Raw genomic sequence first — 15,794 nt, forward strand, 5'->3', positions numbered from 1 at the left:
GTGTAAAGGGACCGGGATCGCATATGAAGGGAATATTTAAAACAATAATGGGGCATTTCTCTCGCAAAACCTTCGTTCAACACATAAGAACTGATAACCATTACCCCTGACCGCCTCTCAGAAACAACTTCCTTTTATGCAGTAACACCATCAACATTTCAACAAGTTAAAACAAAACCACCCCACGCCGCACGCATTCACCCTCCTCAAATAGACCCGCCAACTCGACATCTCAGGTACTAAAAGTTCATTTTTACTAAAGCAAAGTTAACCGTTGCTTAATTTGCGCATTCTTTCGTTTCTGTCTATATCATGATCAGTACACACAGCAATATTAAGCCGATAAAAAACAGGGGCTTTCGTCTCAGGACAATTCACGTCAGACCTGCCGCACAATTTAATTATTCACTGCTTTTAATAGCAATGGACTTGCTCGCTAAAAATTTAGGATAAGGAGTAATTCATTTAAGGCATTAACTGCGGGAATACGTTTTATCGTGCGGCGTCGAAACCTTGTTTGTAAAAACGGTACCACCACTATCGTTGAATGGAGTGATAACCATGCGTCCTGTTACTATTATTTCCGAATTGACTGGCGTCTCCAGCACTGTTCAAGCCTCTGAAGTAACCCTCACGGCGCCATCCATTGTGAAGCTTCAGCTCGAGCGCTCGGATATCGCCTCTATCACTCGCTCTGGCCAGGATATGGTCATCAAGCTCAACACGGGCGAGACCTTCACCGTCCGCAATTTTTATGTTGAGAACGCGCAGGGCGCAAACCACCTTGTTCTTGAAGACAACCACGGTGCCCTCTGGTGGGTTCAGGACACCGGTGCCGATCTGCATTTCCAGCAAATCGATAATTTTGACGCCTTTATGGTGGCCGAGGGCGATTCCGACGGCGGTGCCATTTGGCCCTGGGTTCTGGGCGGCGTCGCCGTTGCTGCAGGGATTGGTATCGCAGCAGGTGGCGGTGGTGGTGGTGGCGGTGGTTCCGACGACAATTCTGGCAGTGGTAATGGCGGCAATGGCAATAACGGAAATGGAAATGGAAATGGAAATGGAAATGGAAATGGAAGTGGAAGTGGAAGTGGAAGTGGAAGTGGAAGTGGAAGTGGAAGTGGAGATGGAAGCGGGAACGGAAACAACGACAATGGAAACGGGAACGGCAATCCAGATACCACGCCACCTGCAGCGCCAACCAATCTGGGCGTATCGCCAGACGGCACAACATTAACCGGTAACGCCGAGCCGGGCAGCGCCGTTGAAGTTAAAGATGCGAATGGGAAGGTCATCGGCAAAGGCACTGCTGACAGCGACGGGCATTTCAGCATTACGCTCGACAATCCGCAGATCAGCGGTGAACAGCTGACCGTTAACGCCACCGATAAGGCAGGCAACGCGGGTCCGGGGGCGGTCGTCACGGCCCCTAACGTCGATCTGCCCGAAACGCCGGTGATCCTCAGCGCGGTTGACGATCATGGCTTATTGCCAACTACCCTCAGCAACAATCAGTACACGAATGACAGTACTCCGATACTGAAAGGCATCGGTACCGCAGGAAGCGTAATCCATATTTTCCAGGACGCCCACCAGATTGGCACCGCCGTGGTAGGCAGCGATGGCACATGGAGCTTCTCCATCAATTCCCCATTAGCTGAAGGCGCCCATTCCTTCACCGCAATTGCCTTCAATCTGAAGGGTCACAGCCTGGAGTCCACACACTTTACGTTGACCATCGATACCCAGGCACCGGATGCGCCACAACTTTCTGCCGTCACCGACGATGTCCAGACGATTGTCGGTCCGTTGCAAGACAAATCCGTGACCGATGACGCCAGACCTACGCTCAACGGTAGGGGTGAAGTGGGCGACACCATCACGGTCTACGATGGACAAACCAAACTGGGCACCACCACCGTGGATTCCAGCGGCAACTGGAGCTTTACGCCCTCGCAGCCGCTGGCTGATGGGCCGCACACCCTCACCATTACCCAAACCGATTTAGCCGGGAACGTCAGCGAGAATACGACTTCACCCACGTTTACTGTAGATACGACACCGCCGGCCCCTGCCCAGATTACCGACGTGGCGGAAAACGGTGCGACCGTTACCGGTACCGCAGAAGCGGGCAGTACGGTATCGATTTATGACGATAATAACGTGCTGCTGGGATCGGTTGTGGTGAGTGGCAACGGTGAATTCACCGTCACGCTCAACCCGGCACAAACGCAAGGCCAGTCGCTGGAAGCGCGCATTCAGGATGCGGCCGGGAACGTCGGACAGCCAACCGACTTCACCGCCTCAGATTCCGGCTTCCCGGTTCAGCCGATTATCGTCAGCGTCACCGATGATTTCGCGCCGTCCACTGGCAATGTCGCCAGCGGCGGAGACACCAACGACAATACGCCAACGCTGACCGGCACAGCCGAACCGAACACTACCATCAACATCAGCGATAACGGCATTCTGCTAATTCCATCCGTGACTGCCGATGGTAATGGCAACTGGACCTTTACCCCCCTGCTGCCGCTGACGGATGGCGATCACGTCTTTACCGCCACCGCCACCAACAACGAGGGCACCAGCGGTCCGTCGACCTCATTCACGGTTGATATCGATACCGTGCTGCCAACGTTGAGCGATCTGGCGGTAATCAATCAGGGCCAGATGCTGACTGGCATGACCGAAGCGGGCAGCACAGTGGTGGTGAAAGACAGCTTAGGCAACCCGCTCGGGACCGCCACCGCCGATCAGGACGGTAAATTCTCCATCACGCTGAGCACGCCAAAAACTAACGGTGAATCGCTGACGGTTAGCGTGACCGACAAAGCCGCTAACATCGGCGCGTCTGAAACATTCAAGGCGCCGGATACCACCGCGCCGAATCCGCCGACCGGTCTGCTGGTCACGCCGGACGGCCTGCATGTAACCGGCCAGGCCGAGCCGAAAAGCACCATCACCATTACCGATGGGAATAACAACGTTATCGGCACCGGAACCACCAACGACGCAGGAAACTTTGTCGCGACGCTGGACACGCCACAGCTCAACGGTGAGGGTTTGCTGGCCATCGCCACCGACGCGGCGAATAACCCAAGCCTGCCTGCGAGCGTAGTGGCCCCGGATACCACCGCGCCGGATGCGCCATCTGCCCTGGTGGTGAACGAGACCGGGACCCAGTTAACAGGGAAAGCCGAAGCGGGTAGCACGGTGATTGTGAAAGATCCGGATGGCAACGTGGTGGGCACCGTGAAAGCGGACCCGACGGGCCACTTCACCCTGCCGCTCTCCCCGGCGCAAGATAACGGCGAAACCCTGTCGGTGACGGCTACCGATATGTCGAACAATACCAGCCTGCCGGGTATTGCTCATGCGCCAGACATCACCGCCCCGGAGACACCAACCATTCTGCAAGTGATGGACGACGCGCCGGGGATAGTCGGCGCACTCAATAGCGGAGACACCACCAACGATTCGCAGCCAACACTCTCGGGTAAAGCCGAAGCAGGCTCGACGGTCAGCGTCTATGAGAACGGCAATCTGCTTGGCAGGGCCATCATCGACGGTAGCGGCAACTGGAGCTTTACCCCTGACAGCCCGCTGTCTGAAGGCAGCCATCAGTTTATCGTTACATCCACCGACGCAGCCGGTAACGCCAGCAGTTCAGCGCCGTTCAACATTCTGGTCGATACCGTCGCGCCACAGGTTCCGACTATCACGCTGGTGAATGACGATGCACCCGGTATTCTCGGCCCTATTGCAAACACCGGCCTGACCAACGACAACACCCCAACCATCAGCGGCACCGGCCAGCCAGGATCGATTATCCATCTGTTCGATAATGGTCTTTTGCTCGCCAGTGTCACCGTGACCCCATCCGGCACCTGGAGCTACACCGTACCGGATACGACACCGCTGACGGGCACCGATCATTCACTGACCGTCAACGCCAGCGACGACTACGGCAATACCTCCGACGATTCGGCAGCCTGGACCTTCAAACTTGATACCGAGGCACCCGCCGAGCCCGGCTTTACCGGCCTGACCACTGCAGGTGGCGCGCCAATCGATCCGGGAGCGCTGACCAACGAAACTCAACCGCATATCACCGGTACTGGCGACGTGGATTCCATCATCACGATTTACGACAATGGCACCGCCATCGGACAGACCACGGTGGGCGGTGACGGCAAATGGGAATTCACGCCAACGCTGCCGCTGGCGGACAATAAATCGCATCTTCTGACCGCCACCGCCACCGATGACGCAGGAAATGAGAGCACCCCTGCCAGCTTTACGCTGGATATCGATGCCACGGCTCCGGACGCACCGGTTATCGTGTCGGCCACCATTGAAGGCAGCAACGGCAATATTGTGCTGGCGAACGGCAGCGTGACCAAGGAGACGGAACCGTTGCTGAGCGGTAACGCCGAACCGAATTCTTCCGTCACGCTTTACAACAACGGCGCGTTCCTGGCGACGGTGCCGACCGACGGCAACGGCGCGTGGAGCTATTTACCGGGCACCGCCCTGACCGAAGGGCTGCATGTCATCACCGCCACCGCCACCGACGCGGCGGGAAACATCAGCCCTATCTCCAACGGCTTCTCGGTGCAAATTGATCTCACCGCCCCCGGTATCCCCTCCGCCCCATTGGTCACGGATAATGTCTTGCCGGTGGTCGGAAACATTGCCGATAACGGTTCAACCAACGACACGACCCCCACTTTCAGCGGAACGGGTGAAGTGGGCAGCACCATCACGATATACAACGGCACGGATATCATGGGTACTGCTCTTGTCAACGAGAGCGGCAACTGGAGTTGGACGCCTGGTTCCCCTCTACCGCTCCCAAGTTACTCCATTAGCACCACCGCCACCGATATTGCGGGTAATACCAGTGCGCATTCTCCGTCGGTCAGCTTCACCATTGATACCGAGGCACCGGCCGCACCGGTTATCAGCTATGCCGAGGATGACGTCGGCCTGCCTGTCCAGGTCACGACCGGCGGTGTTACGGATGACAACACGCCGGTGCTGCACGGCACCGCCGAGATCGGCAGCACAGTAAACATCTTTAATGGCACCACCCTCGTGGGGACCGCCGTGACGGATGGCACCGGCAACTGGTCTGTGGCGCTCGGCACGCTGACGGACAACACCTACACCTTCACGGCGGTGGCGACCGACAAAGCGGGCAACCCGAGCGGTACATCAAACTCGTTCACTTTGACCGTCGACACGGCGGTGCTGCTGCCGCCAGTCGTGGAGCGCATTATCGATGATTTTGACCCGATCCAGGGCGATCTCACCAACGGAATGTTCACTAACGACCAGACGCTGGTGATATCCGGAACCGGTCAGAATGACACCACGGTGGTGATCTACGATAACGGCGTCGAATTGGGTACGGCAGTTGTCAGCAACGGGCAATGGTCGTTCCCGACCCCGACGCTGACGGTCGATCCGCTGACGGAGACGCAGCACAGCTTTACCTTTACTACCCGAGACGGGGCCGAGGAAACGGCCCCCACCGCACCGATTGTGATCACGGTGGATATTGCTCCCCCTGCCGATCCTATCGTTGATCTGGTTTCACCCGACGGTACCACCGTGACCGGCACGGCAGAAGCCAACTCGACGGTCATCATCGAGAACGCAGCAGGAGAGGTGATTGGTCAAGGTGCAGCGGATGCAGGCGGTAACTTCAGCGTTACCCTCTCTCCGGCACAAACTGCGGGACAAACGCTGACCGCCATCGATCAGGACCGGGCGGGTAATCAGAGTGATGGGATTGATTTCACCGCCTCCAACTCCGGCCTGCCGGATGTGCCGGTGATCACCGAGATCCTCGATAACGTCGATCCTGTAATCGGTGCGATCGCCGCTGGCGGCAGCACCGACGACACCACGCCAACCCTGAACGGCACCGCCGATGCCAACGCCACCGTGCACATTTACATCGACGGCAATCCGATTGAAGCAGGCAGCGTTGTCGCGAACGGCAGCGGTAACTGGAGCTTCACCCTCCCTGCCGACTTGCTGGAGGGGTCGTACAGCTTTACGGTCTCGGCCACTAACGGCCAGGGCACCGGCGGGCTTTCTGCGCCAACGACCATTACCGTCGATTTAACCGAGCCGCTGGCACCGACCATCAGCAACGCGACGGACGACGTTGCGGCCACCGTGGGCACCATTGGCAGCGGTCAGTTGACCAACGATGCGCGCCCAACGCTGAACGGGAGCGGTGAACCGAACGCCACCATCACCGTTTACGATAACGGCGTGGAAATTGGCACCGCTACTGTGAACGGCACCGGTACCTGGAGCTTTACGCCAACGAGCGATCTCACGAGCATTTCGCATGACTTCACGGTCACCGCGACGGATGCCGCCGGAAACACCGGGCCAGCTTCCGGGATCTTCACGCTCAATATTGATGCGATTGCCCCGAACATCCCGACGATCGGCTCGGTGACGAACGACAATGGCACGCTACCAGTGGCAATCAATCCGGGTCAGCCGACCAACGATACGCAGCCGTTGTTGAGCGGCACCGGCGAAATCGGCAGCACCATTACCGTATACGACAACGGCAATGTGCTGGGCACCGCCGTAGTCGACGAGTCAGGCAACTGGAACCTACCATCGCCGACCGTGCTGACCGAAGGCAATCACAACCTGACCGTCACCGCCACCGATCCGGCGGGCAACACCAGCGTACCTTCTGCCGCGTACCCCATTGTTATCGACACCGCACCACCGGCCATCCCGACGTTACTGACCGTCACCGACGATCAGCCGGGCCTCACCGGGGCGCTGGTTAACGGCCAGCTGACCAACGACACCACCCCAACCCTCAACGGGCGTGGTGAAGTCGGCGCGACGATCAAAGTCTTCTCCGACGGCGTGCTGGTCGGCAGCGGCACGGTGGATGGCACGGGGGCGTGGAGCGTGACGCCAACCACGCCGCTGACCAATGGAATACATCAACTGACCGTCAGCCAGACCGATCCGGCGGGTAACATCAGCGCCAGTACCGGGGGCTTCACCGTTAACGTTGATGCCAGCGCACCTGGCGCCCCGGTTATCACTTCGGTGGCGGATAACACTGCCCCAGTGATTGGCGTCGTCCCGAACGGCGGCAGCACCAACGAAACCCATCCGGCCATCAGTGGGACCGGGGAAGCAGGCTCGACCATTACGCTCTACAACGGCACAACGGTGCTCGGCACCACGACCGTTAATGCAGGGGGGAATTGGACCTTTACCCCAACCACCGCGCTGACCAGCGGCACCTGGAACATCACCGCTACCGCGACCGATGCGGCGGGGAATACCGGGCCGGCATCAGACGCGCGCAGTTTTACCATCGATGTCGCCGCACCGGGCACACCAATCATTACCACGGTGTTTGACGATCAGGGCCCGGTCACCGGAAACCTGGCTGCCGGGGCAGTAACCGACGATACCCGTCCGGCGATCAGCGGCACCAGTGAAGCCAATGCCTCCGTCAAAATTTATGACGGCGGTAATCTGGTGACCACCGTCACCGCCGACGGTAACGGCGCATGGAGCTGGACCCCAGGCAGCGCGCTGGCGCAGGGTAGCCACACCTTTACGGTCACCGCCACTGATGCAGCGGGCAACATCAGCCTGGCCTCCAACAGCGTGACCTTTGTGGTCGATTCACTGGCGCCGCTGGCGCCAGTCATCACCTCTCTGGCCGATGACGTTACCCCGGGAATTGGCCCTATTGTGGTCGGCCAGACCACCAACGACAACACGCCAACCGTGAGTGGCACGGCGGAAATCGGTGCCACGGTCAACATCTATGATGGCACTACGCTGGTCGGGACCACCACGGCGGATGCGCTCGGCAACTGGATTGTCACCACCTTAGTGCTGGGCGATGGGCCACACACGCTGACCGCTAAATCCACCGACGCGGCAGGCAACGTCAGCCCATCATCGGCAGGCTTCGCTATAACCATTGATACAGCGGCTCCGGTCGCACCGATCTTGCAGTCGGTGACCGACGACGTCACCGGCGGCGCGGTGGGCACACTGACCAACGGCCAGCTCACCAATGACAACAAACCGACGCTGGCTGGCACTGCCGAAACGGGTAGCACGGTCAGTATTTATGACGGCACAACCCTGCTCGGCACCACCGTCGCCACCGGCGGCGCCTGGAGTTTCACGCCGGGTACAGCTCTTTCCGATGGCTCGCACACGCTGATCGTCACCGCCACCGATGCGGGCGGCAACATCAGCCCGGCCACCAGCGGCTTTGTGATAGTGGTCGATGCCACTGCGCCTGTAACGCCGGTTATCACCACCATCATGGACGATGTGCCGAATATCGTGGGCGCGGTGGGGAATAACCAGCCAACCAACGATGCGCAGCCAACGCTGAACGGTTCGGCGGAGGCTAACAGCACGGTAAGGATTTACGACAACGGCACGCTGGTCACCACCGTGACGGCCAATGCATCAGGGGCCTGGACCTGGACGCCACCAGCGGCTCTCGCGCAGGGAAATCACAGCTACACCGTGACTTCCACCGATGCGGCGGGCAACCTTAGCGGGACCTCTACGGCGGCGGCTATTGTGGTGGATACCGTCGCCCCTGGCGCACCGTCGAACCTGGCTGCGAACAGCACCGGGACGCGCATCACCGGCACCGCCGAAGCCAACAGCACCGTGACCATCACCAGCAGCACCGGCACGGTTTTAGGAACGGCCACCGCTGACGGTACCGGCGCGTTTACCGTCACGATTTCGCCTGCTCAAACCAGTGGTCAAGCGCTACTGGCTTTTGCGCAGGATAGAGCGGGTAACGTGGGGATCTCCACGCCATTCACCGCACCAGATACCCGCGTGCCGGATGCGCCGACCATCACCAGCGTGGTGGACGATGTCGCCAGCTACACCGGTGTGATTGCCAACGGTCAATTGACTAATGACGCACGGCCAACCCTCAACGGGACGGCGCAGGCCAATGCGACGGTCAATATCTACAACAACGGCACCCTGCTCGGCACCACCACCGCCAATGGCAGCGGCGCCTGGAGCTTCACGCCAACCGCCAACATGACCGAGGGCAGCCACGCCTTTACAGCCACGGCAACCAACGCCAACGGCACGGGGGGGGCCTCGTCAACCACCAGCATTAACATTGATACCACTGCGCCATCGGCGCCGGGCATCAACATCAGCGCAGACGGCAGCACCCTCAGCGGGACGGCGGAAGCCAACAGCACCATCACCATCACCCTGCCGAATAATGCAGGCACGCTGACCGCCACCGCGGGCAGCGATGGCAACTGGACCCTCAACCTGCCGGTTCGCCAGATTGAAGGCCAGCATCTAACCGCCACCGCCACCGATGTCGCGGGGAACACCTCCGGTCAGAGCTCAGTCAACGCGCCAAACCTGCCGCTGTCGGCGGGGGATAACATCACTAACCTGGCGCTGACCTCCACGGCAACCACCACCAATGAGCACCTGACCGACTACGGCCTGCTGCTGGTCGGCGCGTTGGGGAACGTGGCATCGGTATTGGGGAATGACACCGCGCAAGTGACCTTCAACATCGCCGACGGCGGTTCCGGCGATGTCATCATCGATGCCGCCGCCACCGGGATCGTGCTGTCGCTGCTCTCCACCCAGCAAATCGTGGTGCAGCGGTTCGATACCGCCAGCGGCTCGTGGACCACCTTCATCAACACCAGTAATCCAGACTTCGCCAACCTGCTGACCCTCACCGGCAGCGGTGTAACGCTGAGTCTGACTGGCCTTACTGGCGGGCAATATCGCGTCCTGACCTACAACTCGAGCCTGCTTGCGACCGGGTCTTACACCAGTCTTGATGTGGACGTGCATAAAACCAGCGCCGGATCGGTTAGCGGCCCAACCACAGAGTCGGGCAATGTCATCACCGACCGCGATACCACCGGTGGGCTGGATGTCGCCCCAACCGGTACCATGGTCACGCAGGTTACCGACGCCAACGGTGTCGTAACCACGGTCGGCGCGGGCGGGGCGAATATCGTCGGGCTGTACGGCACGCTGCACATCAACCAGGACGGGAGTTACACCTACACCCTGACGAACACCTCTGCGGCAGTGTTAGGGCACAAGGAGAGTTTCACCTACACCATCACCCACAACGGCGTCAGCGATTCGGCACAGTTGGTCGTGACGCTCGGCCCGGTTCCGGCAGCCAGTTCGGTGGTCACTGCCGATGACAGCGCCGCGCTGGTGTTCAACACCAACGTGGAAGCGATCAACAACGGTGCGTCGTCGCAGTCGGGCTTTACGGTAGTGGGCGTCGGTTTGGGCAACGTGCTGAACCTCGACGTGCTCGCCAACATGAGCAACCCGATCCGATTTGATGTGGAAGACGGCAGCACCCGCACCATGACGCTGCAATCGTCGGTCGGCGGCGTGGCGCTGGCATCGACCTTTGACCTGTACATCTACCGCTTCAACGACCTGACGCAGCAGTACGAACAGTATCAGGTGCAACGAGGCTGGCTGAACGCGCCGCTGCTGGGCGGGCAGTCGAGCCAGCTGACCCTGACGCTGCCGGGCGGCGAATACGTGTTCTTGTTGAATACCGCCAGCGGCGTCACGGCGCTAACCGGTTACACCCTCAACATATTGCAGGATCATACCTATGCCGTGGACAGCCTCGCCGCCAGCACCTCCGGGAACGTGCTGAGCAACGATGTGCTGCCTGCCGGGGCGCTGCTGACCGAAGTCAATGGCGTGGCGGTGTCGGCCACCGGCACCACCACCATCAACGGGCAGTACGGCACGCTGACCATTGATGCCAAAGGGAATTACAGCTACGCGCTGAAAAGCGGCGTCGGGGCCGATAGCATCAAAACGCCGGACAGCTTCGTCTACACCGTGAAAGCGGCGAATGGCGATACCGACCGCGCGTCGCTGAACATCACGCCAACGCCGCACGCGCTGGATGCAGTGAACGATTCCAGCGCCGTGATGGCGGTGACTGCGGTGCAGGATTCGATTGGCTACAGCAACGGATCGCTCGGGTCGGCAACCATCACCACCCTGGGTAATAAAGGATCCGGCAGCGGCAGCTTTGATATCACCGGCCATGACGCGCTACTGAACGCCTCGCTGACCTTCAATGTTACGTCGCTGGTCTCACTCGGGGCGCTGAGCGTCACCTGGTCGATCGTTGAGAACGGCAATACGCTGGCATCCGGCACTACCCCGATCAACTCGCTCGGCCTGCTCGCCGCGAGCGTGACCGTGCCGCTCACCGGGCTGGAGCTGGATGCAGGACATTACACCATCTCCTTCACCGGTAACCTCGGCGGGCTGGCGGTCGGGAACGTCACCATCACCCCGACCCTGACCGGCACCACCTCACATCTGGATATCTTTGAAACCAGCGGCAGCAGTTCGGTGCACGGCAATATCTTTGACGGCAGCGAGGCCGCCGGGGCCGCCGATCAGTTGGCGAGCGTGCATACCACCCTGAGTATTACCGGCGCGGGCAGTAGCACCGCCACGCTGGATCCGGCGGCCAGTGCCAGCACGGCTACGGTGTTGGGTAAGTACGGCGCATTGCAATTTAATCTTGATGGTTCCTACACCTACACCCTGAACAACGGCGTGGCGCTGTCGTCGATGACCAGCAAGGAGACCTTCACTTACACCCTGAATGATAAAAATGGTCACACCGATACCGCAACCCTGACCATCAACATGAATCCGCAGATGGCCAGCACCGATCAGCATGACGTCCTGACCGGCTCGGCCTACGGCGATACGTTGATTTACCACCTGCTGAACGGCGCCAGCGCGACCGGGGGCAACGGTAGCGACGAATGGACCAACTTCAACCTCGCTCAGGGCGACAAAATCGATCTGCGCGAACTGTTGACCGGCTGGGATCACCAGGCGTCTACGCTCGGGAACTACGTGCAGGTCAACACCAACGGCGCTAACACGGTGATTTCTGTCGACCGTGACGGCACAGGTTCCACCTATAACTCCACCCCATTAATTACCCTGGACGGTGTTCACACCACACTCGCGGAGCTAATGCAGCAGAACCACATTATTACCGGCTAGACGACAACAGCCCCGGCGGTCACGGCTTCCGGGGCAATAACAGAAACATGCTGTGATTTTTGAAAGGGATACAATATGGGAAGAAGAGCGCCTGTCGCATTATTGCTGGCATTCCACCTCTGTTCCATTCAGGTGTATGCCGAGGATGAGCCACAATCCATCAGTTCTGAAGGACTGGCCAACGAGCAGGGTTTGCCTTCGCTCGATGGCTCCGCCGCTGAACTTCCCCTGAGTACCGCCGCACCCGGCACGCTGACGTTGGGCCACGCCGTGAGTCGCGCCGTAAACTGGCACCCGGCTATTCGGGAGGCTATCGGGAAACTGCTGACGCAAAACGAGCAGATTAACGTCGCCAAATCGAAATATTACCCGCAGGTGACCGCGGGCATGAACAATGGTTACAGCAACACCTACACCAACAACGGCTACAGCCCGTCGCTGGTGCTGTCTCTGTCGCAGATGCTGTACGACTTTGGCAAAGTCTCGAGCCAGGTCCGGGCCGAAACGGCCGGGGCCGCGCAGGAACAGGCCAACGTGCTGGTGAGCATTGATACCGTGGCGCACGATACCGCGTTAGCGATGGTGCAGGTGCAGTCCTGGCAGCAAATGGTCGACGCCGCCAAAGAACAACTCGATGCGCTCAACAGCATCGGCAAACTTACGCAACAGCGCAACGACGAAGGGGCCACCTCCCTTTCGGACGTGGTGCAAACCAACGCCCGTATCGAATCGGCGCGTTCGCAAATGGTGCAGTATCAGGCCAATCTCGACAGTGCGCAGGCCACGTTAATGACCATGCTCGGCTGGAATACGCTTAACGGGATCAGCACGGAATTTCCGGTCAAGCTTAAACAAAGCTGCATGATGGCCAAACCGGAAGACCGCCTGGTGCCGTCGGTGCTGGCGGCCTGGGCACAGGCCAGCGCGGCGCAGGCAAACCTGGATTACGCCAATGCGCAAATGACACCGACCATTTCGCTGGAGCCGTCCGTCCAGCATTACCTCAACGACAAATACCCCAGCAGTGAAGTGCTCGATAAAACGCAGTATTCGACGTGGGTCAAAGTCGAAATGCCGATTTATCAGGGCGGAGGCCTCACGGCGCGACGTGATGCCGCCAGCCATGCGGTCCAGTCTGCGCAATCAACCATTCAGCGCACGCGGCTCGACGTGCGCCAGAAACTGCTGGAAGCGCGCAGCCAGTCGCTCAATCTTGCCAGCGCATTACAAATTCTGGGCCGCCAACAGCAGCTCAGCGAACGCACCCGCGAACTCTATCAGCAGCAGTATCTCGACCTCGGTTCTCGCCCATTATTGGATGTGCTCAACGCCGAACAGGAAGTTTATCAGGCACGCTTTGCAGAGCTGCAAACGCAAAGCCAACTCCATCAGCTTCAGCTTGACTGCCTCTACAACACCGGCACGATACGCCAGGCTTTTGGCTTAAATAATCGCAGCATCCAGTCCGTGGAGATCCAGCCATGACCCGTGCCGCTCCTCCTGTTGAAGAACTCATAAGCGACCGCGCCCTCAGCAACTGGGCGCTGGCTATCGGTCACGTAGCGGCCCACTATCGGGTGGTTTGTTCGCCTGGTGCGATTCAGTCCAACGCCCCGTGGTTTAAAGGCAAAACGCACACCCCTGCCCTGACGCAGCTCTCGCGTCAGGCTGGGCTGTCGTTCCATCAGCTCACCCTCAACGAACACGCGTTCAGCCAATGGCGACTGCCGGTGGTGGCGGAACTTGAAGACGGTCAACTGGCGGTAATAGAGCACTTCAACGGCGAGGATGCGGTCGACGTGTTCATGATTGACCACGACGGGGAAAGCAACCGCGTGGTCGCCAGCAAATTGTTATCCTCGGTGAAATACGTCGCCGCCCTGCGCCCGCTGTCGGCGCTCAAGGACAGCCGCGTCGACGCCTACGTATCCCGCTTCAGCCCCGACTGGATGAAAGGGTTAGTGTTGCAGGATCTTCGCCCGTACATCCCGGTGATGATCGCCGCGTTTCTGGTTAACGTGCTGTCACTCGCCGGGATCGTCTTTTCGATGCAGGTGTATGACCGGGTGATCCCGGCGCAGTCTTACCCGACGCTGTACGTGCTGGCGACCGGGGTACTGATTTCCGTGATCTTTGGTTTTCTGCTGCGTGAAGCGCGCACGCACATCATGGACGTGCTCGGCAAACGCGCCGACATGCGAATTTCCGACCGGGTATTCAGCCACGCTCTGCGGCTGCGTAACAGCGCGGTGCCCCGCTCCACCGGCAGTTTCATTTCCCAGCTGCGCGAGCTGGAGCAGATCCGCGAAATGATCACCTCATCCACGCTCTCGACACTGGTCGATCTGCCGTTCTTTTTCCTGTTCGTCATTGTGCTCGGGATAATCGCCCCGCAGCTGTCATGGATTGCTCCGATTGCCGCGGTATTGATGGTGCTGCCCGGCCTGCTGCTACAGAAAAAACTCGCCGTTCTCGCCAACCAGTCAGCGCACGAATCGACCCTGCGCAACGCGGTTCTGGTGGAAAGCGTGCAAGGGCTGGAAGACATCAAACTGATGCAGGCGGAGAACCGTTTTTTGCAGCAGTGGAACAGCTACATCCGCATCACCGGTGAATCCGGGCTGCGCACCCGTAAAGTGACCCAGGGGCTGATTGGCTGGGGAATGTCGGTGCAAAGCCTGGTCTACGCGGCGGTGATTTTATTCGGCGCGCCGCTGGTGATTGAAGGCACGCTGACCACCGGTTCGGTGGTTGCCGCATCGATGCTGGCCTCGCGCATGATTGCGCCCATGGCCGGGCTGTGCGGCGTGCTGGCCCGCTGGCAGCAGGTAAAAGCCGCGAAAACCGGGCTCGACAGCATCATGCAGCTGCCGACTGAAACGCAGCGCGACGAAACGCTGGTGCATCAGGAGATTTTCCACGGTCACTACGTGTTTGAGAACGCGCATTTCCGCTATCACCACGAAGATCAGCGCGTGCCGCTGCGCATTTCACGCCTCGAAATTCTGCCGGGCGAGCGCGTGGCCCTGCTTGGGCGCAACGGCGCGGGCAAATCCACGCTGCTGCAAGCGCTGGCGGGCGGCGTCGATATCGTCAACGGCGATCTGCGGCTTGACAATCTCAGCATCTCGCAAATCGACATGGCCGACCTGCGGCGCAACATCGGTTTTCTCAGCCAGAACGCGCGGCTTTTTTTCGGCACGCTGCGCGAAAACCTGACCCTCGGCGCACCGCACGCCAGCGATGAAGCGGTGTTTGAAGTGCTGGAAATTTGCGGCGCCGACAGCTTCGTTAAGCGTCTGCCGAAGGGGCTGGACCATCCGATAATGGAAGGCGGCAACGGACTTTCCGGCGGTCAGCGTCAGGCGATTTTGCTGGCGCGTATGCTGCTGCGCTCGCCGAATATCGTCCTGCTCGACGAGCCAAGCGCGTCGCTGGATGAACACACCGAACGCGAGTTTATCCAGCGGCTGGGTAACTGGCTTGGCAACCGGACGCTGATTGTCGCAACTCACCGCGTGCCGATGCTGGAACTGGTGGAACGCGTAGTGGTGCTTAAAGAAGGCCAGCTGGTGATGGACGCGCCAAAAGCGCAGGCGATGAACAACAACCGTTCGCCGGTTCCGGCGGCGGCCAGCGGACGGGGGTGGAACAATGAAAACCAATCAGCGTGA

The 15,794-nt window shown here is 59.6% G+C and carries 3 protein-coding genes; all 3 read left to right on the top strand.

The features are described 5' to 3' along the window. Positions 1 to 561: 561 nt before the first annotated feature. The 3 genes from MUU51_RS00865 (at position 562) to MUU51_RS00875 (ending at position 15,794) form a co-directional block, all read left to right on the top strand. Positions 562 to 12,120 (top strand): BapA/Bap/LapF family large adhesin, encoded by an 11,559-nt coding sequence (locus MUU51_RS00865; protein ID WP_258966898.1) that lies wholly within the window; start codon positions 562 to 564, stop codon positions 12,118 to 12,120. Between the two features lie 75 nt (positions 12,121 to 12,195). After that, the gene (locus MUU51_RS00870; protein WP_258966899.1) at positions 12,196 to 13,605 is read left to right on the top strand and encodes a TolC family outer membrane protein; all 1,410 of its coding nucleotides are present in this window, start codon (positions 12,196 to 12,198) and stop codon (positions 13,603 to 13,605) included. After that, the gene (locus MUU51_RS00875) at positions 13,602 to 15,794 is read left to right on the top strand and encodes a type I secretion system permease/ATPase (RefSeq protein ID WP_258966900.1); all 2,193 of its coding nucleotides are present in this window, start codon (positions 13,602 to 13,604) and stop codon (positions 15,792 to 15,794) included. Before MUU51_RS00870 ends, MUU51_RS00875 begins: the two co-directional genes overlap by 4 nt.

Source organism: Scandinavium manionii (assembly GCF_024764775.1).
Taxonomy (GTDB): Bacteria; Pseudomonadota; Gammaproteobacteria; order Enterobacterales; family Enterobacteriaceae; genus Scandinavium; species Scandinavium manionii.